The 22,013-nt window shown below is 71.1% G+C and carries 24 protein-coding genes and 1 pseudogene; 3 read left to right on the top strand and 22 right to left on the bottom strand.

Annotated elements, in window-relative coordinates; translation table 11 throughout:
• Positions 1 to 99 precede the first annotated feature (99 nt).
• Both ABIA33_RS22190 and ABIA33_RS22185 read left to right on the top strand, forming a co-directional pair.
• Complete coding sequence (locus ABIA33_RS22190; RefSeq protein WP_370084103.1) at positions 100 to 867, top strand: ABC transporter ATP-binding protein; 768 nt, start codon at positions 100 to 102, stop codon at positions 865 to 867.
• Positions 846 to 1,970, top strand: a complete 1,125-nt coding sequence (locus ABIA33_RS22185) for a hypothetical protein (RefSeq protein WP_370084102.1) — start codon at positions 846 to 848, stop codon at positions 1,968 to 1,970. Before ABIA33_RS22190 ends, ABIA33_RS22185 begins: the two co-directional genes overlap by 22 nt.
• 62 nt (positions 1,971 to 2,032) lie before the next feature.
• On the opposite strand, the gene rlmN is transcribed toward ABIA33_RS22185, so the two are convergent.
• From rlmN to rpsB, 6 genes are all read right to left on the bottom strand, one after another.
• Positions 2,033 to 3,157: a 23S rRNA (adenine(2503)-C(2))-methyltransferase RlmN gene (gene rlmN / locus ABIA33_RS22180; RefSeq protein WP_370084101.1), complete on the bottom strand. Its 1,125-nt coding sequence runs from the start codon at positions 3,155 to 3,157 to the stop codon at positions 2,033 to 2,035.
• 92 nt (positions 3,158 to 3,249) lie between these two features.
• Positions 3,250 to 4,464 carry a phosphatidate cytidylyltransferase gene (locus ABIA33_RS22175; RefSeq protein ID WP_370084121.1) on the bottom strand — a complete coding sequence of 405 codons (1,215 nt, stop codon included), beginning with the start codon at positions 4,462 to 4,464 and terminating at the stop codon, positions 3,250 to 3,252.
• 119 nt (positions 4,465 to 4,583) lie between these two features.
• Positions 4,584 to 5,141 carry a ribosome recycling factor gene (gene frr / locus ABIA33_RS22170; RefSeq protein WP_370084100.1) on the bottom strand — a complete coding sequence of 186 codons (558 nt, stop codon included), beginning with the start codon at positions 5,139 to 5,141 and terminating at the stop codon, positions 4,584 to 4,586.
• 160 nt (positions 5,142 to 5,301) lie between these two features.
• A complete protein-coding gene (gene pyrH / locus ABIA33_RS22165; protein WP_370084099.1) occupies positions 5,302 to 6,048 on the bottom strand; it encodes a UMP kinase in 747 nt (248 codons plus the stop codon).
• Between the two features lie 233 nt (positions 6,049 to 6,281).
• Positions 6,282 to 7,118, bottom strand: coding sequence for a translation elongation factor Ts (gene tsf / locus ABIA33_RS22160; RefSeq protein ID WP_370084098.1), 837 nt, complete (start codon positions 7,116 to 7,118; stop codon positions 6,282 to 6,284).
• A gap of 138 nt (positions 7,119 to 7,256) precedes the next feature.
• The gene (gene rpsB, locus ABIA33_RS22155) at positions 7,257 to 8,204 is read right to left on the bottom strand and encodes a 30S ribosomal protein S2 (protein ID WP_370084097.1); all 948 of its coding nucleotides are present in this window, start codon (positions 8,202 to 8,204) and stop codon (positions 7,257 to 7,259) included.
• 359 nt (positions 8,205 to 8,563) lie between these two features.
• Here rpsB and ABIA33_RS22150 point away from each other — a divergent pair.
• Positions 8,564 to 9,112, top strand: a pseudogene (locus ABIA33_RS22150) (peptidoglycan DD-metalloendopeptidase family protein); the annotation flags it as partial.
• 47 nt (positions 9,113 to 9,159) lie between these two features.
• Here ABIA33_RS22150 and ABIA33_RS22145 read toward each other — a convergent pair.
• The 16 genes from ABIA33_RS22145 to rpsP all read right to left on the bottom strand — a co-directional run bounded on the left by ABIA33_RS22145 (position 9,160) and on the right by rpsP (position 21,841).
• On the bottom strand, positions 9,160 to 9,780 hold the full coding sequence (locus ABIA33_RS22145; protein ID WP_370084120.1) for a TetR/AcrR family transcriptional regulator: 621 nt from the start codon (positions 9,778 to 9,780) through the stop codon (positions 9,160 to 9,162).
• Between the two features lie 74 nt (positions 9,781 to 9,854).
• Entirely contained in the window at positions 9,855 to 10,652 is a 798-nt protein-coding gene (gene whiG / locus ABIA33_RS22140) for an RNA polymerase sigma factor WhiG (RefSeq protein WP_370084119.1), read from the bottom strand.
• A 429-nt stretch (positions 10,653 to 11,081) separates the two neighbouring features.
• Positions 11,082 to 12,221 carry a DNA-processing protein DprA gene (gene dprA / locus ABIA33_RS22135; protein WP_370084096.1) on the bottom strand — a complete coding sequence of 380 codons (1,140 nt, stop codon included), beginning with the start codon at positions 12,219 to 12,221 and terminating at the stop codon, positions 11,082 to 11,084.
• Positions 12,222 to 12,320: 99 nt separating this feature from the next.
• Entirely contained in the window at positions 12,321 to 13,928 is a 1,608-nt protein-coding gene (locus tag ABIA33_RS22130) for a YifB family Mg chelatase-like AAA ATPase (protein ID WP_370084095.1), read from the bottom strand.
• Position 13,929: 1 nt separating this feature from the next.
• The gene (locus tag ABIA33_RS22125; protein ID WP_370084094.1) at positions 13,930 to 14,301 is read right to left on the bottom strand and encodes a YraN family protein; all 372 of its coding nucleotides are present in this window, start codon (positions 14,299 to 14,301) and stop codon (positions 13,930 to 13,932) included.
• Positions 14,302 to 14,468: 167 nt separating this feature from the next.
• Positions 14,469 to 14,795, bottom strand: a complete 327-nt coding sequence (locus ABIA33_RS22120) for a DUF2469 domain-containing protein (protein WP_370084093.1) — start codon at positions 14,793 to 14,795, stop codon at positions 14,469 to 14,471.
• 13 nt (positions 14,796 to 14,808) lie between these two features.
• Positions 14,809 to 15,327, bottom strand: coding sequence for an NUDIX hydrolase (locus ABIA33_RS22115; protein WP_370084092.1), 519 nt, complete (start codon positions 15,325 to 15,327; stop codon positions 14,809 to 14,811).
• 24 nt (positions 15,328 to 15,351) lie between these two features.
• Positions 15,352 to 16,071 carry a signal peptidase I gene (lepB, locus tag ABIA33_RS22110; RefSeq protein ID WP_370084091.1) on the bottom strand — a complete coding sequence of 240 codons (720 nt, stop codon included), beginning with the start codon at positions 16,069 to 16,071 and terminating at the stop codon, positions 15,352 to 15,354.
• A 134-nt stretch (positions 16,072 to 16,205) separates the two neighbouring features.
• Entirely contained in the window at positions 16,206 to 17,240 is a 1,035-nt protein-coding gene (gene lepB / locus ABIA33_RS22105; protein WP_370084090.1) for a signal peptidase I, read from the bottom strand.
• 115 nt (positions 17,241 to 17,355) lie between these two features.
• Positions 17,356 to 18,282 carry a signal peptidase I gene (gene lepB, locus ABIA33_RS22100; protein WP_370084089.1) on the bottom strand — a complete coding sequence of 309 codons (927 nt, stop codon included), beginning with the start codon at positions 18,280 to 18,282 and terminating at the stop codon, positions 17,356 to 17,358.
• Positions 18,275 to 19,039, bottom strand: coding sequence for a signal peptidase I (lepB, locus tag ABIA33_RS22095; protein WP_370084088.1), 765 nt, complete (start codon positions 19,037 to 19,039; stop codon positions 18,275 to 18,277). The genes lepB (ABIA33_RS22100) and lepB (ABIA33_RS22095) overlap by 8 nt, the downstream gene beginning before the upstream one ends.
• 37 nt (positions 19,040 to 19,076) lie before the next feature.
• Complete coding sequence (rplS, locus tag ABIA33_RS22090) at positions 19,077 to 19,427, bottom strand: 50S ribosomal protein L19 (RefSeq protein ID WP_370084087.1); 351 nt, start codon at positions 19,425 to 19,427, stop codon at positions 19,077 to 19,079.
• 162 nt (positions 19,428 to 19,589) lie between these two features.
• Entirely contained in the window at positions 19,590 to 20,414 is an 825-nt protein-coding gene (trmD, locus tag ABIA33_RS22085) for a tRNA (guanosine(37)-N1)-methyltransferase TrmD (RefSeq protein WP_370084086.1), read from the bottom strand.
• 12 nt (positions 20,415 to 20,426) lie between these two features.
• Positions 20,427 to 21,029 (bottom strand): ribosome maturation factor RimM, encoded by a 603-nt coding sequence (gene rimM / locus ABIA33_RS22080; RefSeq protein WP_370084085.1) that lies wholly within the window; start codon positions 21,027 to 21,029, stop codon positions 20,427 to 20,429.
• Between the two features lie 129 nt (positions 21,030 to 21,158).
• Complete coding sequence (locus tag ABIA33_RS22075) at positions 21,159 to 21,398, bottom strand: RNA-binding protein (RefSeq protein ID WP_030263860.1); 240 nt, start codon at positions 21,396 to 21,398, stop codon at positions 21,159 to 21,161.
• Positions 21,399 to 21,400: 2 nt separating this feature from the next.
• On the bottom strand, positions 21,401 to 21,841 hold the full coding sequence (rpsP, locus tag ABIA33_RS22070; protein ID WP_370084084.1) for a 30S ribosomal protein S16: 441 nt from the start codon (positions 21,839 to 21,841) through the stop codon (positions 21,401 to 21,403).
• Positions 21,842 to 22,013 lie beyond the last annotated feature (172 nt).

Here is a 22,013-nt window from a genome sequence, read left to right as displayed (position 1 = left end):
CGGGTGATCGACACGACACCGCCGGTACCCCGCTCCGCAACCGCGGAGCTGATCACTCGTTCTAGTCTGTGAGCCACCATCACGACCGGGAGGACCGCAGTGACCCTCGCCCCACCGGACAACGACGTGCTCTGGGCACGGGCGCTGGTGAAGTCCCATCAGGGCACCCCGGCGCTACGCGGTGTGTCCCTCGGCGTGCAGGAGGGCGAGGTCTTCGCCGTCACAGGGCCGCGCGGTTGCGGCAAGACCACGCTGCTGGACTGCCTGAGCGGTCTGATCCCCGCCGACGAGGGTGAGATCTGGTTCAACAGCGCCCCCGTGCACACGCTCGGCCGCGCCTCCAGGGAACGGCTGCGCCGCGAGCGCTTCGGCTACGTCGGCCCCGAACCGTTGCTCGTCCCCGAGCTCACCGCACGGGAGAACGTCGCCCTGCCGCTGCTGCTGGCCGGGGCCCCGCGCAAGGAGGCGGCCGTCGCGGCCGGCGAGTGGCTGGAACGGCTCGACGTCGCCGGCTGCGCCCGGATGCGCCCCGCCGACCTGCGCCAGGACCAGCGCCAACGGATCGCGGTCGCCCGGGCGCTGGCACACCGCCCCATCGTCGTCTTCGCCGACGAGCCGACCGCCCCGCTGCACCGCGAGGACCGGGACCAGGTCATGCGGATACTGGTCACGGCCTCGCGCTCGCACCGGATCACCCTCGTCCTCGCCACCCACGATCCCGCCGCAGCCCGCTACGCCGACCGGGTGGCCACCATGGTGGACGGCAGACTCGCCGCACCGGTCCGGGGCCGGCAGGCCATGGCCACCGCGAGCGCCGCACGGCGGATCGAGGAGGGCGCGGAACAGTGTTCCCCTACCTCCGTCTAGCCCGCGGCTACGGCGCCCTCGACCTGTTCCGCTGGCTGCTCACCAGCGCGGCTTCCGCCACCGTCGCCGCGCTGCTGCTCCGCGCCCTCGGGCGGGCGCTGACCGACCCCGCGACCACCGGGGCGGCCGCGCAGCGCCTGCTCTGGTGCCTGCCGGCCCTCGCCGCCGTCGGCTATCTGGCCACCGCCTGGGCCCGCTCGCTGCCGACTCAGCGGCCCGAGCGCGTGGCCGGGCTGGTCGCCGCCGGGGCCGGTCCGCTGCGGATGCGGCTGCTGCTGGCCGGGGAGATCGCGCTGGCCTGCGCGGTGGGCACGCTGCTGGCCCTGGTCGGATACCTGACCCTGCGGTCCCACGTGCTGGAGCTGACCCCCGGCACCCGGCTCGACCTGGCCCTGGGCGTCCACTCGGCGCTTCCGCCCGCCGCCACCGCGGCCCTGCTCTCGGTGGTACCACTGCTCGGCGGCCTCGCCGCTGCCGCCGCCGTCCGCACGGCCGACCTGCTGCCGAGCGACGGGTCCGACCAGGCCCAGCGCCGCCCCTCGGTTCCGTACCTTGCCGTGGCGATCGCGCTGCCAGCAGCGGGAACGGCACTCGAACTCATGGGCCTGCGCGAGAGGGGATCGGCAGCGGCGCTGACCGGGTGGCTGCTCGCGGTTGTGGGCATCGCCGTCGCCGTTCCGTTGCTGCTCTACGGCGTCGGCGCGCTGCTCGCCTGGGGACGGCCGCGGACCGTCCGGCTGCTCGCAGGGCGTGGGCTGCAGTCCGAGTCGTGGCGGCTGGGGACCCCGCTGGCCGTGCTCGCGGTCACCGGGGCGATCGGCGCGGTCGCGGCCGTTAGGTCCGCGACGGGACACGGCCCGACCGGCCCGCTGCCGCTGATCGAGGCCGCGCTGCTCGCGGTGTGCGTCGTGGGCGCTCTGCTGACCCGGCTCGCCGAGCTGGCCACCGCCCGGCGCTCGGCCTACGCGTCGCTGCGCCGCATGGGGGCGCCGGGTGCGGTGTACCTGCAGGCGGCGGCGCTGCGCGCGGGAGCGGCCACGATCGTAGTGCTCACCGCGGGCGCGAGCGCGGCGGCACTCGCTGCCGCCGCGCTGACGTTTTGACGTTCCGACGTTCTGACTGTGCAGGCGCTCAGCTGGGGTGCCGCTCCTGCCGGTCTGCTCGCTCAGCCCGCTGCGGCGAGCTGGCCGCAGGCGCCGTCGATCTCCTGGCCCCGGGTGTCACGCACGGTGACCGGGACGCCGTGCAGCTGGAGCTGCCGGACGAACTCGCGCTCGTCCTCGGGGCGCGAGGCGGTCCACTTGGACCCGGGAGTGGGGTTCAGCGGGATCAGGTTGACGTGCGCCCGGTGGTTCTTGAGCAGTCGCCCCAGCAGGTCGGCGCGCCACGCCTGATCGTTGATGTCCTTGATCAGCGCGTACTCGATGGAGACTCGGCGGCCGGAGCGTTCGGCGTAGTTCCAGGCCGCGTCCAGGACCTCCGCGACCCGCCAGCGAGTGTTCACCGGGACCAGGGTGTCGCGCAGCTCGTCGTCGGGGGCGTGCAGCGAGACCGCGAGGCGGACGCTGAGCTCCTCGTCGGCGAGCCGGTTGATGCCGGGGACCAGCCCGACCGTGGAGACGGTGATCCCGCGCTGGGAGAGCCCGAAGCCGCCGGGGGCGGGGTCGGTCAGCCGGCGGATCGAGGCGATGACCCGCTTGTAGTTGGCCAGCGGCTCGCCCATCCCCATGAACACGATGTTGCTCAGCCGGACCGCTCCTGCCTCGCCCGAGGCGTCCGCGCCGAACTCGCCCGCCTTGATCGACCGCATGCCCGCCGCGATCTGCTCGACGATCTCGCCAGTGGACAAATTCCTGGTCAGCCCGGCCTGGCCGGTCGCACAGAACGGGCAGTTCATGCCGCAGCCCGCCTGCGAGCTGATGCACATGGTCACCCGGTCGGGGTAGCGCATCAGCACTGACTCCACGAGCACCCCGTCGAAGAGCTTCCACAGCGTCTTGCGGGTGCTGTCGTCGTCGCAGGAGACGTTGCGGACCACGGTCATCAGCTCTGGCAGCAGCGCGTCGGCGAGCTTGCTACGCGACGCGGCCGGGATGTCCGTCCACTCGTCCGGGCCCGCCGACAGACGGGAGAAGTACTGGCGCGACAACTGGTCGGCACGGAAGGGCTTCTCGCCCAGCTCGGCGACCGCCTCGCGGCGCTCGGCGGCGCTGAGGTCGGCAAGGTGGCGCGGCGGCTTGGCACCACGGGGAGCGACGAAGGTGAGTTCACCGGGAATGGGCTTAGGCATGATTCCCCCAGTGTCGCAGGTCCGTACGGGTCCTCTGAAAACGGCGGGGCCCCGGCCGCCCCGAGGGGAGCCGGGGCGGTGCCTGAGGCGGGTCAGCCCGCGCCGACGAAGCCCACGAGGACCAGCCAGACCACGGGTGCGGTGGGCAGCAGCGAGTCCAGGCGGTCCATGAGACCGCCGTGGCCGGGCAGGATCGTGCCCATGTCCTTGATGCCGAGGTCACGCTTGATCATCGACTCGCCGAGGTCGCCCAGGGTGGCGCTGACGGCCACGCAGGCGCCCAGGACCAGGCCCTGCCACCAGGAGCCGTGCTCGATCATCAGCTGCATCCCCAGCGCGCCCGCCGCCATGCACAGGACCACGCCGCCGACCAGGCCCTCCCGGGTCTTGCCGGGGCTGATCCGGGGCGCGAGCTTGTGCCTACCGAAGCGCGAACCCGCGGCGTAGGCCCCGGTGTCGCTGCACACGGTCAGCACCAGGAACATCGCCACCCGGCGCGGGCCGTCGTCCGCAGCCAGCATCAGCATCACGAAGGTGGCCAGGAAGGGGACGTAGAAGGCGGTGAAGATGCCCGCCGTCACGTCGCGCAGATAGTCCTCGGGCGGTTCGGCCATCCGCCAGACCAGCACAGCGAGACTGGTCAGGGCGAGCGCGACCAGCGCGGACTCCGGTCCGCCGAGATAGGCGGCGACCAGCATCCCGACGCCGCCCACGGCCAGCGGCGGCCTGGGCACGCGGATGCCCTTGCTCTCCGAGAGGCGGCTCGTCAGCTCCCACATGCCGATGACCACCACGGCGGCGACCACGACGACGAACAACCACTTCACGATGAAGAGGGAGAGCACGACCACCGCGCCGAGACCCACTCCCACTCCGATGGCCGCGCGCAGGTCACGGCCCCCCTTGGGAGACTTCGTCGCCGCGGCCGGATCGGCCGCCTGCGAGGCTCTGGGGATTCGGGAGGGCCCGGGGGCCGGTGGTTCTTCGGTCATCGGCGGTGCCTCGGTACGGATGGGGGGCAGCACGGCGGTCTGCTCCGCGGGCGCGACGGACGCCACCGGCGCCGGTCCGGACGTGACCGCGTCGTCGCGGAACAACGGGCCGCTCAGGCGGGTGGCCACCGGCTCCTGCGCACCCTGTCCGGAATCGGGAACCTGTCCGGAGAAACGTTCCGGTCCTGGATGCGGGGAAGCCATGTACTGAGTCTGCGCCATGGCACCCGGACCGTGCAGCGGAGGCTGCGGCGGGTGGCCGACGGCCGGTCCCCCCCAGTGGGAGGGGACCGGTCCGTCGATCACCGGCGGCATCAGCCTGGTTGCGTCCTCGTCTCCGGGAAGCACTCCCTCAGGCGGGATTCCGTGGCCCTGCGCTCGGGCCCCGGCGCCTCCGTTGCCGGAAGCGGGCCCCCAGAAGGAGTCGTCGTTCATCAGACCTCGAGGAGCTCGGCTTCCTTGTGCTTCAGCAGCTCGTCCACCTGCGCCACGTAGCGCGCGGTGACGTCCTCGAGCTCCTTCTCGGCGCGGCGCACCTCGTCCTCGCCGGCCTCGCCGTCCTTGGACAGCTTGTCCAGGATCTCCTTCGCCTTGCGGCGCACCGCCCGGATGGAGATCTTGGCGTCCTCGCCCTTGGCGCGCGCGACCTTGATGTACTCGCGCCGGCGCTCCTCGGTGAGCTGGGGGAAGTTCACCCGGATGATCGACCCGTCGTTGGAGGGGTTGACGCCCAGGTCCGAGTTGCGGATGGCTTCTTCGATGACCCGCAGCGAGCTCTTGTCGAAGGGCGAGACGATCGCCATCCGGGGCTCGGGCACCGAGAAGGACGCCAGCTGGTTGATCGGGGTCACCGCGCCGTAGTACTCGGCGACGATCTTGCTGAACATCGCGGGGTGCGCACGGCCGGTCCGGATTGCGGCGAAGTCGTCCTTGGCGACGGCGACGGCCTTCTCCATCTTCTCCTCGGCCTCGAGGAGGGTCTCTTCGATCACAATGTGCTCCTGTCCGGTGCTACCCGGTCTCGACTCCTGCTGTGCGGGCACTGCTACTACCGTCGTTCCGGTCCTGCCCCTGCTCTGCCCTCACGGGCACGCTGCTCTCACGGGCACGTTGGCCGACGTCCTGCCGATTGTCCATCCCCTGCGGGGGTGTTCAGCCCTTGTCGGCGTCCCCGCTGATCAACGTGCCGATCTTCTCACTGCGCACCGCGCGGGCGATATTGCCCTCCGCGAGCAGTTCGAAGACCAGGATCGGCAGGTTGTTGTCCTTGCAGAGCGTGATCGCGGTGAGGTCCGCGACCTTGAGGTCCCGTGCGATCACCTCGGAGTATTCCAGGGTGTCGAACTTCACCGCGTCGGGGTTGGTCTTGGGGTCGGAGTCGTAGACACCGTCGACCCCGTTCTTCCCCATCAGCAGAACCTCGGCGTGGATCTCCAGTGCACGCTGGACGGCGGTGGTGTCCGTGGAGAAGTAGGGCATGCCCATGCCCGCGCCGAAGATGACGACCCGGCCCTTCTCCAGGTGGCGCACAGCCCGCAGCGGCAGGTAGGGCTCGGCGACCTGGCCCATGGTGATGGCGGTCTGGACCCGGGTCTCGATGCCCTCCTTCATCAGGAAGTCCTGCAGCGCCAGGCAGTTCATCACGGTACCGAGCATGCCCATGTAGTCGGACCGGGCCCGGTCCATGCCGCGCTGCTGCAGCTCGGCGCCGCGGAAGAAGTTGCCGCCGCCGATGACGATGGCGACTTCGGTACCGCCGCGGACCACGGTGGCGATCTCACGGGCGATGGCGTGGACGACGTCGGGGTCCACCCCGAGGGCGCCCCCGCCGGCGAAGGCCTCGCCGGAAAGCTTGAGCAGCACTCGGCGGCGCGTACTCTCCTCAGCGGTCACCTGCATCGACTCCTCCTGGTGCGCGATCTCATGTGAGCGCTCGTACTGCTGGTCGTACTCACTGCTGGTCGTACTCGTACTCGGCTCGTGCAAGAGGAGGCCACTGCCGCGGGCACCGGTACGGATACCTGCACGGCAGTGGCCTCCTCGTCGTTTCCACGACTCTCATCGTATGGGCGGGCGACCGGGATCGGGCCCCCGCCACAGACCCGCCCTGCGGCGGGTCAGGAACCGAAAGGTCAGGCGCCGACGCGGAAGCGGGCGAAGCGGACCAGCTTGACGCCGGCCTCGTCCAGGACCTTCTGGACGGTCTTCTTGCTGTCCTTGGCGAAAGCCTGCTCCAGGACCGCGTTCTCCTTGACGAAGCCGGTCACCCGGCCCTCGACGATCTTCGGCAGGGCGGCCTCGGGCTTGCCCTCCTCGCGAGCGGTGGCCTCGGCGATGCGGCGCTCGTTCTCCAGCGCCTCGGCCGGGATCTCCTCGCGGGAGAGGAACTTCGGGGCGAAGGCGGCGATGTGCTGCGCGACGTCCTTGGCGATCTCCGCGTTCTCCTGGTCGAGCTCGACCAGGACGCCGATGGCCGGCGGCAGGTCGGGGTCGGTGCGGTGCATGTACGCCGAGACATACGCGCCACCGGTGAACTGGGCGAAGCGGCGGAAGACGATCTTCTCGCCCAGGCTCGCGTTGGCCTCGTCCACGAACTGCTGGACGGTCTGGCCGGGGTTGATCTCGCTGGCCAGCGCGGTCTCGATGTCGGCCGGGGAGGTCTTGGCGACGTGGGCGGCCAGCGCGTTGGCGACCTCCACGAAGCGGCCGCCCTTGGCGACGAAGTCCGTCTCGCAGTTCAGCTCGACCAGAACGCCGGAGTTGCCGCCCTCGAGGAGGGAGACGACGGCGCCGTTGGAGGCGTCGCGGCCCTCACGCTTGGCGACGCCCTTCTGGCCCTTGATACGCAGCAGCTCGACGGCCTTCTCGACGTTCCCCTCGGACTCGTCGAGCGCCTTCTTGCAGTCCATCATTCCGGCGCCGGTGAGCTCACGGAGCTTCTTGACGTCCGCGGCGGTGGTGTTCGCCATTCTTCTTCAGTCTCTTCTCGCGATGTCGGTGGAGGTGGTCGATACGGGCGCCGGGTGAGTTCCTGGTGTGTCTCGGACGCCCGACACGATGCGAGGGGTACGCCGGCGATCGCCGCCGTACCCCTCGCCCTGAAGTCGTCAGGCCTGCTCGGCCTCGGCGGCAGGGGCCTCGGCCGGAGCCTCGGCAGCGGCCTCGACGGGGGCCGCAACGGGCGCCTCGGCCTCGACGACGGCCGGGGCGGCGTCGGCCGGGGCGGCCTCGGCGGCGGCAGGGGCGGCGTCGGCGGCAGGAGCGTCGTCAGCCTTCTTCTCACCCTCGACGAGCAGCTCGCGCTCCCAGTCGGCGAGCGGCTGGTCGGCGCCGGTCTCGACCTTGGCGTCGCCCTTGGCGGCACCGGAACGGGCCATCAGGCCCTCGGCCACGGCATCGGCGATCACGCGGGTCAGCAGGGTGACCGAGCGGATGGCGTCGTCGTTGCCCGGGATCTTGTAGTCGACCTCGTCCGGGTCACAGTTGGTGTCGAGGATCGCGACGACCGGGATGCGGAGCTTGCGCGCCTCGCCGACGGCGATGTGCTCCTTCTTGGTGTCGACGATCCACACCGCGGACGGCACGCGCTGCATGTCGCGGATACCGCCGAGGGTCTTCTCGAGCTTGGTGTGCTCGCGCTCGAGGACGAGGAGCTCCTTCTTGGTGAGGCCGGAGGCGGCCACATCCGTGAAGTCGATCTCGCCGAGCTCCTTCATCCGCTGGAGGCGCTTGTAGACCGTCTGGAAGTTGGTCAGCATGCCGCCGAGCCAGCGCTGGTTGACGTAGGGCATGCCCACGCGCGTGGCCTGCTCGGCGATGGCCTCCTGCGCCTGCTTCTTGGTGCCGACGAAGAGGACGCTGCCGCCGTGGGCAACGGTCTCCTTGACGAACTCGTAGGCGCGGTCGATGTAGTTCAGCGACTGCAGCAGGTCGATGATGTAGATGCCGTTGCGCTCCGTGAAGATGAAGCGCTTCATCTTCGGGTTCCAACGACGGGTCTGGTGACCGAAGTGGACGCCGCTCTCAAGCAGCTCCCGCATCGTGACGACGGCCATGGCCGTGCTCCTAGGTTTCTCGGTTGTCCGCCGCGACCGGTGGGTCGCCGCGCCTGACGCCCTGACCGTGCCGTGCCGTAGCGGAGTTCCCGGGATCGTCGAATCCCTGGAGTCCCTGCGGACCGAGCGGCACTGCACCGGGCGGACATAGAGCCGAAGCACCGGTGGCGGGGCGTGCGAAGTCGACCCAGCACGCCGGGTCGCGAGTGAAGTGTACGGGAACCGCCGGACACCGGGCGACTCGTGCCGGTGGGGGTCGTTCCTCCCTGCGGGTGAGCGAGTTTTCCACACCCCCCGAGTTGTCCACAGGTGGCCTGGCGGGACGGCGATCCGTCGGCGTCGGCGAGGAGAGTCGCCGCATGACCTCAGCTCTCGGTGCCTCCCCGGATCGGTCCGTCTCGGCGACGGCTCGGCCACCTCTTCCCGACGGCCGGCGCCTGCTGCTGGTGCTGGGCCTGCTGCTGTGGCTGGCGATGACGATCGCCGGACCGCAGGCGCAGCAGGTACATGCGCATGCGCATCCTCGGAGCGGTGGACGCGTGGCAGCCGGCGCGGAGGGGGCGGGCCCCCGGGCCAACGAGGTGGGCCCCACCGGGTTCCGGCCGCTGCCGACGGGGGGCTCACTCTCGGACGTGGTGCGGCGCTTCGATCCGCCGCCGATGCCGTGGGCCGCCGGGCACCGAGGCGTGGACCTGGCGGCCCCGGTCGGCACGCTGGTGCGGTCACCCCGGGACGGAGTGGTCTCCTTCGCCGGGACGGTCGCCGGTACCGGGGTGGTCGCGGTCACCCACCCGGGCACCGGAGAGCCGCCGCTGCGGACGACGTACCAGCCGGTGGAGTCGCTGCTCGCCCAGGGAGCGGCGGTCACCGCAGGGCAGGTGGTGGGACGCGTTGTGGCGGGACCGGGCCACTGCCCGGTGAGCTGCCTGCACTGGGGGCTGCTCAGGGGGCGGGTCTACCTGGATCCGCTGGCCCTGCTCGGACCTGGTCGTGCCCGGTTGCTGCCGCTGAGAGCACTGACACCGCTGACGCCGTTCAGGACGAGGGACACGGTGGCTTCGGTGATGGCCGACGGGTCCTCGGCCGCGCCGATCTCCAGGCGCTTGACCGCTGCCTCGACGATGCCCTGTACCAGCACGGCGGTCAGTCCCGGCTGCTGGTGGCCGAGTTCGGCCAGGGCGGTGACGACCAGGCCGACGAGCTGGCCGTGTGAGGCCCTGATGCGCTCCCGGGCGGAGTCGTCCAGCTCCCCGGCGGAGATCGCGGCCACCGCTCGGTGCCGGGGGTCACCGGCGAGCGCGAGCTGCGCCCTGACGTACGCCTCCACCCTGGTCTGAGGACCGTCGGCGCGGGCGACGACCTCGGCGATCTCCGCTGCCCAGGCGGGGAAGTCCACCGCGCACAGCTCCTCGACCACGGCGGCCCGGGAACGGAAGTACTCGTACACGGAGGAGCGGGCGAGACCGGTCCGGCCGGCCAGCGCGGGGAATGTCAGTGCCTCCATGCCCCCCTCCGCGAGCAAGGCGCGGGCCGCCTCGAGCAGGGCATCGCGCTGCAGCTGACGGTGCTCGGCCAGGGTTGCAGCTCGGATCTTCGGCACGGCAACAGCTTAGGGCCTGCCGTAGTTGGGCGTGTTGGTGCGTGCGGAGGTCAGCGCGCGTCCGAGAGCTTGGCCCGGAGCTGCAGGACCGCCTTGGTGTGGATCTGGCTGACACGGCTCTCGGTCACACCCAGCACCTGGCCGATCTCGGCCAGCGTCAGACCCTCGTAGTAGTAGAGGCTGACCACGGTCTTCTCCCGATCGGGAAGGGTGTTGATGGCGCGGGCGAGCAGCCGCCGCACCTCGCGGCTCTCGGCGACCTCCACCGGGTTGTCCGCGGCGGTGTCCTCCAGCGTGTCCAGCAGGCTGACCCGGTCCCCGCTCTCGCCGCCGGGGTGGAGCAGTTCGTCGAGGGCGACGACGTTGGCCAGCGACAGCTGGCTGAAGATCGTGTGCAGGTCGTCGAGGGCGATACCCATCTCGGCTGCCACCTCGGGGTCGTTGGGGGTGCGTCGGAGCGACACCTCCAACGTGGCGTAGGCGCGTTCGACCGCTCTGGCCTTCTGCCGGACCGATCGCGGGATCCAGTCCAGGGCGCGGAGTTCGTCGATGATCGCGCCACGGATGCGGCTGATGGCGTAGGTCTCGAACTTGATCGCCCGCTCGGGGTCGAACTTCTCGATGGCGTCGATGAGGCCGAAGACCCCCGAGGAGACGAAGTCGGCCTGCTCGACGTTCGCGGGCAGACCTACGCCCACCCGACCTGCGACGTACTTGACCAGCGGCGAATAGTGCAGGATCAGTTGCTCGCGCAGCCGGGGGTCGCCGCCGGTCTTGTAGGCGCGCCACAGGTCGTCCAGCGGACGTCTGGGCTGCGGAGCGGGGACCGCTGCGGGTCCGGCGGCGATGGAGCCGCCGGCGAGCGGGGCGCCTGCGACCGGGCTGCCTGCGACCGGGGTGCCGGTGGGTGCTGCGGCGGGCGGGGTGCCGGGGGGTGCCGGGGCAGCGGGGACAGCGGGGACAGCGGCGGCCTGGACGGCGGCTGCCGCCGCGACGGCCGGGGAGCTCGCCCGGGCCCCCGGGATGTACTGGGCTTCGCCATGGGTTGCCGCCCCCCGGGTACGCGCCGGACGGGGGCGCTCGCTGGAGGTGCGGGGCTCGTCCCCCGGGAAGCGTGAGTACGTGGGCATTCGTCGTCTTGTGCCGTTCTGCTGATCCGTCCGTCGGCCGCGTTCAGCCGAGCGGTTGCGAGCGTAGCGTGACCGAGTGGTCTCCGAGCGCTATGCACAACCGGCGCTCGCTCGATCAGGTGGGTCACGGGGGGAGCGCGCGGGCACTCACACAAGCCTCCAGTGCGCACCGCACCGCTCGACCAGCCCCAGCGATCCGAGCTCGTAGAGGCGTTGCAGCACGGCGTCGGGCGGCAGACCCGCGTCGCGGGCCAGGTACTCCACCGGCGCGCCCACTGACCCTCCGGGAAGGGCCTCCAGGACCCGTAGGGCCTCCCCGCCGATCGCGTCACGCGGAAGGATCGGCCCCCGGCGCGTCGGAGCCAGGTCCGCGCCGATCCCGCCGACGAGTTCGACGATCTCGGCCGCGTCGGTGACCAGCGCTCCCCCGGAGCGGAGCAGCTCGTGCACTCCGGCCGAGAGTTCGCTGGTAACCGGCCCTGGGACGCCCATGACCAGGCGGTTCAGATCGCGCGCCCGGCGCGCCGTGCTCAGGGCGCCGCTCCGGCGCGCCGCCTCGACCACAACCGTGCCGCGGGTCAGCGCGGCGATCACGCGGTTGCGCTGCAGGAAGCGCGGCTTGGTGGGGTGCGCGCCCAGCGGGAGTTCGCTGATCAGCAGCCCCTGTTCGGCGATCCGTGCGAGCAGGGCGCTGTGGCCGCGCGGATAGATCTCGTCCACGCCGCAGGCCAGGATCCCGATCGTGATCCCGGTGGCCGCGAGTGCCCCGCGGTGCGCGGCGGCGTCGATCCCATAGGCGCCGCCCGAGACCACCACCCAGGCGGCGTCGGCGAGTTCGGCCCCGAGTCCGGCGGCGACATGGGCGCCGTAGGCAGTGCAGGCCCTGGCTCCGACCATGGCGACGGACCGCAGCGCGAGCAGGCGCAGGGACGCGCCGCCGCGCACCCAGAGCCCGACGGGCCGAGCCGCGCCGAGGTCGTCGAGCTGGGTCGGCCAGTCCTCGTCACCGGGGCAGACCAGGCGGGCACCGAGGTAGTGAGCGCGATCGAGGTCGGCTGCCGGGTTCGCGCCGACTGCCCGGGCCCGGTAGCCCTCGCCCTTGCGGGCCAGCCCTGCCGGCAGGTCCCGGCCCTGGCTGAGCCGCTCGGCGGTCTCGATCGCGCCGTGCTCCTGCAGCATGAGCCCGGCGACCTCGTCGCCCGGTTCGACGATCCGGCTCAGCAGGGCCCGGGCGAGCCGGTCGGCGTGCGGGATGGTGCGGACGCCGGTGAGGGTGTCGGTCAGCAAGGGGAACCAGCCTCCAGGGCGTCACGTGGCGGGGCAGGGCAGTGGCCGGTCGAGCGCCGGTCAGGGCGTGGCAGCCCAGCAGGGCGTGGCAGCGCCCGGTCAGGGCCGGGCAACGGGGAGGCCGCGGCTGAAGCCGGTGCGCAGGGCCAGCGCGGTCCGCACCTCGTCGCGCCCCGGGCCGTCCTGGCCCGCGAGGTCGGCGGTGGTCCAGGCGACGCGCAGGACGCGGTCCAGGCCACGGGCGGTGAGCAGGCCGCGTTCCATCTCGCGCTCGGCGTCGCGGAGGGCGCCGGGTGCCAGCCTCCAGCGCGTACGGAGCTCATGGCCGGGGACTTCGCCGTTGGTGCGCCAGGGAGTGTCCTTGAGCCGGGCGGCGGCGCGCTCGCGGGCGGCCAGCACCCGGGCGGCGACGGTGGCCGTGGTCTCGGCGGCGGAATCCCGCTCCATGAGTTCGAGCCGGGTGACGGCGTCGACCTCGACCCGCAGGTCGACCCGGTCCAGCAGCGGTCCGGAGAGACGGCCCTGGTACCGGCTGACCATGGTGGGGGTGCAGTCGCAGCCCTCGCCGCGCCGGGACCAGCGCCCGCAGGGGCAGGGGTTGGCGGCGAGCAGGAGGAGGAACCTGGCCGGCAGCCGCAGGGAGCCGGCGGCCCGGGCCACCACGACCTCGCCCGACTCCAGGGGCTGCCGCAGGGCGTCGAGGACGCGGACCGGGAATTCGGGTGCCTCGTCGAGGAAGAGGACGCCCCGGTGGGCCAGGGAGACAGCGCCTGGGCGGGGTAGGCCGCTACCGCCGCCGACGATCGCGGGCATGGTGGTGGAGTGGTGCGGGGCGCAGTAGGGGGCAGCTCTGACCAGCGGTCGCCCCGCCGGGAGCAGCCCGGCGACGGAGTGCACGGCGGTGACCTCCAGTGCCTCCTGCGGGGTGAGCGGCGGCAGGATGCCCGGGAGCCGCTCGGCGAGCATGGTCTTGCCTGCTCCGGGCGGGCCCTTGAAGTAGAGGTGGTGTCCCCCGGCGGCGGCGATCTCCAGCGCGCGGCGGGCCTCGTACTGCCCGGCGATGTCGGCGAGGTCCCGGTAGTCGGCCTCGTCCGCGCTGCGGCTGCGGACACCGATGCCGGGTAGGCAGAGCCCGGCCAGGGCGTTGTCGGGCAACTCGCGGGCGGCGGGGTCGGGCTCCTCCTCGGCCGGGACCTGTCCACTGAGCTGGGCGATCAGCTGACGGAGCGTCTGCACGCCGTGGACGGTCATGCCGGGCACCAGCGATGCCTCGGCTGCGGTCTGCTGGGGCACCACGACCTGGTCGTACCCGGCGTCGGCGGCGGCGAGCACCGCGGGCAGCACGCCCCGTACCGGTCGGACCCGGCCGTCCAGGCCGAGCTCGCCGATCAGCAGCAGCCTGGCGATGGCCGCCGGGTCGAGGCGTTCGGCGGCGGCGAGCACCGCGCATGCGATGGCCAAGTCGAAGCCGCTGCCGCTCTTGGGCACCGAGGCCGGTGACAGGCCGACGGTGAGCTTGCGCTGCGGCCACTTCTCGCCGCTGTTGACGACTGCTGCGCGGACCCGGTCGCGGGCCTCGCTGAGGGCTTTGTCCGGCAGCCCGACGATGGTGAACGCGGCGACGCCCGGCTCCAGGTCGTTCTGGACCTCCACGACCACACCGTCCACGCCGAGCAGGGCCACCGAGCCGGTGTGGGCGAACGCCATCTCAGCCCACCGCCCCGGGCAGGTGGTCGACGCGGGCGGCGCCCGTCCGGCCGTGGACGACGCAGAGCAGGTCGATGCGGACACCGCCGGGTGGCGGCGGGGCTTTCCAGCGTTCGGCGAGCCAGCGTTCCGCCAGCAGGACGAGCCGCTCGGCCTTGCCGGCGTCGACGGCTTCGGTGGGGGTCTGGAAGCCGTGCTCGGTCCGGGTCTTGACCTCGCAGACGGCCAGGGTGTCGCCGTCCAGGGCGACGATGTCGAGTTCGCCGCTGCGGCAGCGCCAGTTGCGTTCCAGGACGGTGAACCCGGCGTCGGCCAGGTGCCGGGCGGCGGCGTCCTCCCCGTAGCGGCCGAGGGCCTGTGTGCGTGCGGTCATCACGATCACCTCCGGTCAGCAATCTGCCGGTTCCGGTGGTGTCGGGCGAGGGTTCCGGGTGGTCCTGTGGACAGCTCGGGGGGTGTGGAAAACTCCGCCACTCGGAAGGGTGATCCGAGTGGCGGAGCGTTGACGTGCAGATCTCTGGCGCCGATACGGGCCCCGAATCAGGGCCCGAAACCGGCCTCGTTCGAGGGAAGTTCCAGATCGCTCTTGGCCAGCTCCTCGACGTTGACGTCCTTGAAGGTCAGCACTCTGACCTTGCGGACGAAGCGGGCCGGTCGGTACATGTCCCAGACCCAGGCGTCCGCCATGGACACCTCGAAGAACACCTCGCCCTGGACCGAGTGAACCTGCAGCTCGTAGTCGTTGGTGAGGTAGAAGCGCCGCTCGGTCTCGATCACGAACTTGAACAGCCCGACGACGTCGCGGTACTCCCGGTAGAGCTTGAGCTCCATCTCGGTCTCGTACTTCTCGAGGTCCTCGGCACTCATCCCCACGTTCCCCTCAGCTGTGCGTACGTTCGTCCATTGTGGACCACAGGGCAAGGCTGGGGAGCCTGACCGGGCTGTCCGGTGCCCCGCCTTCGAGCAGGGCGGCGAGCAGCCCGCCCAGGCCCTCCGGGTAGACCGTCTCCGTTGCGGCCAGCAGTTCGGCGACAGGCCACCAGCGGAGCCCGTCGACGGAGCGCCGCTCCAGCTCGGTCTGGCCCGACGCGTCCAGCGTTGTCGTGCGGGTACGGCCCAGGTAGTACCACTCGTCCTGGTCAAAGGTACGACCGTCGAAGCTGAAGGCAGTGGAGCGCCGGGCGACCAGCGGGCCGAGGGACACGTCCGTGATCCCGGTCTCCTCGGCGACCTCGCGCAGCGCCGCCTCCGTCAGCTCCTCATCCGCCTCCACTCCCCCGCCGGGGGTGAACCACCAGGTGCGTCCGGGCTGGAGCGGATCGAACCCGTGCAGCAGCAGGATCCGGTCGGCCGGGTCCAGCAACAGCACCCGGGCCGCCCTGCGGCGTGGCTCCGTCATCCGCGCCTCCTCTGTCGGATCAGGTCAGCCCTGTTTGCCGCGAAGTCTCCGCAGCAGCCCCCCGACCGTACCCGCAGCCGCCGTGAACAGCACCAGCGCGGCGCCGCCGAGTACCGCCCAGGCGGTGGGCGCCAGCGGCCCGTGGGCGGTGGCGTCGGCTCCGGGGAGGGTGTCGAAGGCGTTGGTACGGTCGATCGTCCGGGCGGTGGTCAACGGCCACACCGTCCCCTCGACCCGGGCGACGACCTCCGAGGCCGGGATGGTACCCCCGGAGAGTTCGAGGTGGGCCCGCGAGTCGAGTGACACGTCGCGGTTGTCGCCCATCAGGAAGAGCCGTCCGGCGAGGATCGTCGAGCTGAACTTGCCGGGGCCGACGCCGCCGATGGCGCTGGTGTTCAGATAGGGCTCGGTGAGGACCCGGCCGTTCACGGTGATCCGGCCCCCGGAAGCGCAGCAGGCCACTGTGTCGCCGCCGATGCCGACCACCCGCTTGACCATGGGCGAGTTGCCCCACAGCGGGTCGCGGAAGACCACGATGTCGCCGCGGCCGATGTCGGCGGCCTTGACGGGGTGTGCCAGCACGATGTCCCCGGGCTGCACGGTCGGCGCCATCGAGTCGGTCGGCACCGAGTAGGGGCGGTACTGGACCGCGAGCAGGACGAATCCGCCGACCAAGCCGAGCAGCCCCACCGCTATGCCGATCGCCTGCAGAATCCCGCCGGCCCGCAGCCTGCGCACAGCCATGTCGCCACTCCCCAGCTCCGTTGTCCAAGCAGACGGAAGGCCGCAGGACGTCCCAGCAGATTACTGGTCGGTACTGCGGCCTTCGCAAGGGTTGGCGGTGATCCGTTGTCCAGTCGCGACTGTTCAGCCACGACTCAGTCGCGACCCGCACGATCGGTCCGGCGCGCGCGACGGAGGCGGCCCTTCCGGTAGAGGTACGTCAGCGGCACGGCACCGATCAGTCCGGCCAGGCCGGGCTGGTTCACCAGCGCGGCGCCGACCGGTCCTGCCGACTGCGTGGTGATGCCCGGCTGGGTGAAGGTCGAGGGGATCGGCAGCGTCGCCCAGTGCGAGAGCGGCCAGGCGACCACGATCGCGCGACCGACGACGTCGCTGTCCGGCACCGAGCCGCCGCCGGGCTCGTCCATGTGGTAGCGGGAGTCCAGCGAGTCGTTACGGTGGTCGCCCATCACCCAGATCGAGTTGGCGGGAACCTTCAACGGGCCGAAGTTCTTGTCGCCGCACGGCGTCGCACCGGGGTAGATGTAGGGCTCGGTCAGCGGCTTGCCATTGACGTAGACCGGCCCGGTCCCGCTGCAGCTGACCGTGTCCCCGCCAACCGCGATGACTCGCTTGATCAGGTCCTTCTCATTGGCGGACGGCATCAGACCGATCCAGCTGAGGACGTCCTGGAGGCCCCGGATCGCGGAGTTGCCGCTCTGCTGCTGCGGCGCCTCGTCGGAGAGCCAGTTGCCCGGGTCGTGGAAGACGACGACCTGACCGCGTGAGGGCAGGTCACCGAAGTGCGGTGTGAGCTTGTCCACCAGCACCCGGTCGCCGACCTGGAGGGTGTTCTCCATCGAACCCGAGGGAATCGAGAACGCCTGGACCAGGAAGGTCTTGATGAGCAGGGCCAGGACCAGCGCGACCACGATCAGGATCGGCAGTTCCTTCCAGAAGGAGCGCTGCTTCTTCTGCTTGCCGCCCTTGAGCGGGCCGTCGGAGCCCCCGAGCGGGGCCTCGCCGAGCAGCTCGTCCACGCCGTCCCCGTGGGGGTCCGCCGCCGATCGTGCGGTCTGATCGCTGCCTGCGTCCCCGCGCCCTGTTTCGTCCACGGACTCCACGGTACGTGCCGCCGGGTCCTCGGGCTCACCAACACCGGAGTGGGCACCGATCACAAGATCCCCCACGTCGTCTCCTTACTCCTTGCCAGGCGGACGGGTCACGTCCACACGGATCGCTGCACAAACCTGCACTGCACCGGACGGTCGTCCAGTCACTGCCGTCCAGCGCCCCGTCCGAAAGTCACCGTCGCCCGGAAGACCCGGATCGCCGGCGCACCAGGGAGCGGGGCACAGTCGCAGCCAAACCCATAACGAGCGGAAGTTCCCCGGGAACCGGTCCGAGGGCTGCTGCGGACGATACTTGACGAAGACTTTGTCCAGCGGGCACGACGCCACCGCCGGCAGCGGCCGCCGCGGGGATCGACTGCGGCGGCAGGGTACGCCAGTGGGACACCGGCCAGATGACCGCGACCGCCCGTCCCACCACGTCCTTCTCCGGGACGAACCCGCCGGTCGGGTCGTTCATGTGAAAGCGCGAGTCCGCCGAGACGTCCCGGTGGTCACCCATCACCCAGAGCTTCCCTGCGGGGACGGTGACCTTGAAGGTGATCCGCGAGGGCACGTTGCCGGGGAAGAGGTAGGGCTCGTCGAGTGGCTGGCCGTTGACCGTCACCCGGCCCTTGCTGTCGCAGCAGGCGACAGTGTCACCCGGGAGGCCGATCACCCGCTTGATCAGGTCCCGGTCCGAGGGCAGCAGCCCGACGAAGGTGAAGGCGCTCTTGACCGCCCCGAGCACCGGGCCGCTGTTGGGCACCGGGTCGTCCTTCAGCCAGTTGGCCGGATCGTTGAAGACCACGACCTCGCCGCGCTGCAGCTGGGCACCGAACCAGGGCGAGAGCTTGTCCACGACCACCCGGTCGCCGATGCCGATGGTGTTCTGCATCGACCCCGAGGGGATGGAGAAGACCTGGAGCAGGAAGGTCTGCAGCATCAGCGTGATCCCCAGGGCGACCACGATGATCAGGGGTATCTCCCGCAGCAGCGAGCGCTTGCGACGGCGGACAGCGCGTTTGGCGGCGCGGCGGCGTTCCGCGCGTCCCCGGCCGGCGCGGGTACTGCCCTCGGCGGTGACCGGTGCCGCCCGTCTGGGCTTGCCCCGCTTACCCACGCCCGGCGCCCTTCCACTGCTCCGCCGTCGACGCTGAGGAACGCGCCGAGGACAGGGCAGCCGAGGACAGCGCGGACGTGAGCACCGCGAAGGCGTGCGGGCGGTCGAGCGAACGCCAGTGCCCGAGCGGGAAGACCACCCAGTCGACCCGGCCTGTCACTTTGTCGACCGGAACCATGCCGCCACCGGGCTCGCCCAGGTGGTCGCGGGAGTCGCGGGACACCGACCGGTGGTCCCCGAGGACGAACAGCCGCCCAGCCGGAACCTTGATCGAGAAGTGGATCGCCGAGGGTGCGTCACCGGGATAGAGGTACCCGCCCTCGTCCAGCGGCACACCATCCACGCTCAGCCGCCCCTTGGTGTCACAGCAGGTCACCGTGTCGCCGCCGACGCCGATGACGCGCTTGACGAAGTCGTCGCCCGAACCGTCCCCGGCGTCGACCACGCCGGCGTCGACAAACGAGCCGCGACCGTCGAACACCACCACGTCACCGCGCTGCGGAGCGCTGAATCGATACGCCAGCTTGTCGACAACGACCCGGTCGCCGATCCGCAGGGCGCCTTCCATCGAGCCGCTGGGAATCACGAAGGGCTGTGCCACGAACGCGTTCACCAGGACCAGCACCAGCGCGCAGATCCCGCCCAACAGGCCCAGGTCGCGCAGCAGCCTGCGCACGGCAGAGGACCGCGACCGCGCCCCCCGACCTTCCGGTTCGGGGGCGCAGTCGCGGTCCTCGGGCGCTTGTTGGGTTTCCATCGCCGCAGCAGCCTAAGGCACTGCGGTGTGTGGAGACTCAGCGGTCGCGCTTCTCCTTGATCTTCGCGGCCTTTCCGCGCAGCTCACGGAGGTAGTACAGCTTGGCGCGACGCACGGCGCCGCGGGTCACGACCTCGATCTTCTCGACGATCGGGGTGTGCACCGGGAAGGTGCGCTCCACGCCGACGTTGAAGCTGACCTTGCGGACCGTGAAGGTCTCACGGATGCCGTCACCCTGGCGGCGGATGACGACGCCCTTGAACTGCTGGACACGGGAGCGGCTGCCCTCGATGACGCGGACGTGCACGTTGACGGTGTCACCGGCGCGGAACGCGGGAATGTCGGTGCGGACCGAAGCCGCATCGACGGCACTGAGCAGGTTGCTCATGATTGTCTCCATCGCAGGCGCCACGGGCCACCCACGGAAAGTCGTGAGAAAGGGTTGCGCTGTGTGCCGCTCGGTTGGCGATGTCTCCCCCGTGGCAGGGGCACCGGTCCGGCTCCGGGAACTCAGGGTTCCGGGACTCGGCCGAGGACAGGCAGCAGCCGCTTATTCTTCCACACCGACCGGCGTGCGGAGAAATCGTCCGGCGGCCTCGTCCCACTGGACGCCGAGCTCGGCGAGCGCGCGCAGGTCGTGCTTGTCCATCACGCCCCTGTCCCAGCGCGCCACCAGATCGGGGCGCATGGCCAGGGTGCGGGCGAACGCCTGTTCGCGGCGCCAGCGGGCGATCTTGGCGTGATTGCCGCTGAGCAGGACCTCCGGCACGGTCCGGCCGCGCCACTCGGCCGGCTTGGTGTAGACGGGGCCCTCCAGCAGGTCGGCCATCCGGCCGGGCGCGAAGGAGTCGTCCTGGTGCGACTCGGCGTTGCCGAGGACGCCGGGCAGCAGCCGGGCCACCGCCTCCACGATCACCAGGACCGCCACCTCGCCGCCGGCCAGCACGTAGTCGCCGATGGACACCTCGACCACCGGCATCCGGCCCGCCGCCGCCTCGATGACGCGTCGGTCGATGCCCTCGTAGCGGGCCGGGGCGAAGGCCAGCCAGGGGCGTCCGGCCAGCTCCTGGGCGAGTTCCTGGGTGAAGGGGCGGCCGCTCGGAGTGGGCACCACCAGCGTGGGAACGTCGCCGTCGGCAGGCCCCGCCGAGGCGACGACGCCGTCCAGCGCGGCGGCCCAGGGCTCGGCCTTCATCACCATGCCCGGTCCGCCCCCGTAAGGGGAGTCGTCCACGGTGCGGTGCACATCGGTGGTGTGCTCGCGCAGCTCGTGCAGCCGCACGTCCAGCTGGCCGCGCGCCCGTGCCTTGCCGACCAGGGAGACGTTCAACGGCTCCAGGTACTCGGGGAAGATCGTGACGACGTCGATGCGCAAGGCAGCGGACCCCTACTCGGACTCTCGGCTGTCGGACTCTCGGCTGTCGGACTCTCGGTCGGACGCCTGGCTGTCGGACTCCTCGGCGGAGGCGACGACCGCGGCGGACGGGTCGAGCAGGCCCGGCGGCGGGGTGAGCACGGCGCGCTTCAGCTTGAGGTCGACCTCAGGGACGATCTCGGTGACGAAGGGCACAAGCACCTCGGTGCCATCCGGGCGACGCACAGTCAGCAGGTCCTGGGACGGAAGGTGCGCCACGTAGGTGAGCTCGCCGACCGGGGTGCCGTCGGCGAGGACCACGTCCAGGCCGATGAGCTGATGGTCGTAGAACTCCTCCGGGTCCTCAGGGGTCTCATCGGGGTCGATCTCCGCGATGAGCATCGTGCCGCGCAGGGCCTCGGCCCCGGTGCGGTCGTTGACGCCCTCGAACCGGAGCAGCAGCCGACCGCTGTGCACCCGCCCGTCCGAGATGGTGAGCGGCCCGGCCGAGGCGGGGTCGGTGGCCAGTACCGCGCCGGGCGCGAGCCTGAGTTCGGGCTCGTCGGTGCGTACCTCCACCGAGACCTGGCCCTTGATGCCGTGGGCGCGGCCGATCCGGCCGACGACGAGCTGCACGGTGATCGCTCTCCTACTGAGGAACTGCAACGGGGCGGAAAAGGAAGACAAGAAGGACAAGAAAGGGGGAAAAGCCGCAGGGTCGGTCGGGACGCAAGTCCCGACCGACCCTGAGTGGTGCCTGACGGCTTATCGCACGCCGTCGACGTCGACCAGGTCGACGCGGACGCTGCGACCGCCGAGAGCGGTGACCACGGTACGCAGAGCGCGCGCGGTACGACCGCCTCGACCGATGACCTTGCCGAGGTCCTCGGGGTGCACCCGCACCTCGAGGATGCGGCCCCGGCGCAGTTCTCGCGAACGCACCTGGACCTCGTCCGGATTCTCGACGATGCCCTTCACCAGGTGCTCGAGGGCTTCCTCGAGCATGATCAGGACTCGGTGGCGGGAACGTCGGACGCGGCGTCGGCCTCGTCCTTCTTGTCCGACTTCTTGGCCTTCGGCGTGATGGCCACACCGGTGGTGGAGTCCTCGAAGCCGGCGACGGCCTTCGCGAACAGGTGCGAGAAGTCCGTGACCTTGGGCTCGGCGACCTTGAGCGGCGCGGGAGCCGGCAGGCCCTTGAACTGCTGCCAGTCACCGGTCAGCTTGAGGATGGCGAGCACGGCCTCGGTCGGCTGGGCGCCGACACTCAGCCAGTACTGCGCGCGCTCGTTGTCGACCTTGATGATCGAGGGGTCGTAGGTCGGCTGGTAGATGCCGATCTCCTCGATCGCGCGACCGTCACGCTTGGTGCGGGCGTCGGCGACGACGATGCGGTAGTGCGGGGCGCGAATCTTACCGAGACGCTTCAGCTTGATCTTGACTGCCACGGGAGTGGTTCTCCTGGATTTGACGTGGGTGAGCAGCCGCGCATTCCACGTGGGGTTGCGGCTGCAGGCTGCTCGACGGACACGTCAGCCGGAGGAGAGAGGGGTCCTGCTCGGCTGCCGAGTACTCAGCTGTCCATTGTGCCATAGCTGAGCCGGTCGGATTCCCGCCGGT

The sequence above is a fragment of the Streptacidiphilus sp. MAP12-16 genome, assembly GCF_041262165.1.
Lineage (GTDB): Bacteria > Actinomycetota > Actinomycetes > Streptomycetales > Streptomycetaceae > Streptacidiphilus.
The sequence above is the reverse complement of the archived record's forward strand: the minus strand, read 5'-3'. Positions and strand labels throughout refer to the sequence as shown.

Coding starts and splice junctions, on each gene's coding strand:
- ABIA33_RS22075 (WP_030263860.1), bottom strand. CDS start 21,398: ATGCTCGAGGAAGCCCTCGAGCACCTGGTGAAGGGCATCGTCGAGAAT.
- ABIA33_RS22120 (WP_370084093.1), bottom strand. CDS start 14,795: ATGAGTGCCGAGGACCTCGAGAAGTACGAGACCGAGATGGAGCTCAAG.
- rpsB (WP_370084097.1), bottom strand. CDS start 8,204: ATGGCCGTCGTCACGATGCGGGAGCTGCTTGAGAGCGGCGTCCACTTC.
- ABIA33_RS22175 (WP_370084121.1), bottom strand. CDS start 4,464: ATGCCGCCGGTGATCGACGGACCGGTCCCCTCCCACTGGGGGGGACCG.
- ABIA33_RS22115 (WP_370084092.1), bottom strand. CDS start 15,327: ATGACGGAGCCACGCCGCAGGGCGGCCCGGGTGCTGTTGCTGGACCCG.
- lepB (WP_370084091.1), bottom strand. CDS start 16,071: ATGGCTGTGCGCAGGCTGCGGGCCGGCGGGATTCTGCAGGCGATCGGC.
- rlmN (WP_370084101.1), bottom strand. CDS start 3,157: ATGCCTAAGCCCATTCCCGGTGAACTCACCTTCGTCGCTCCCCGTGGT.
- tsf (WP_370084098.1), bottom strand. CDS start 7,118: ATGGCGAACACCACCGCCGCGGACGTCAAGAAGCTCCGTGAGCTCACC.
- rplS (WP_370084087.1), bottom strand. CDS start 19,427: ATGAGCAACCTGCTCAGTGCCGTCGATGCGGCTTCGGTCCGCACCGAC.
- lepB (WP_370084088.1), bottom strand. CDS start 19,039: ATGGAAACCCAACAAGCGCCCGAGGACCGCGACTGCGCCCCCGAACCG.
- pyrH (WP_370084099.1), bottom strand. CDS start 6,048: ATGCAGGTGACCGCTGAGGAGAGTACGCGCCGCCGAGTGCTGCTCAAG.
- ABIA33_RS22125 (WP_370084094.1), bottom strand. CDS start 14,301: ATGACCGCACGCACACAGGCCCTCGGCCGCTACGGGGAGGACGCCGCC.
- ABIA33_RS22130 (WP_370084095.1), bottom strand. CDS start 13,928: ATGGCGTTCGCCCACACCGGCTCGGTGGCCCTGCTCGGCGTGGACGGT.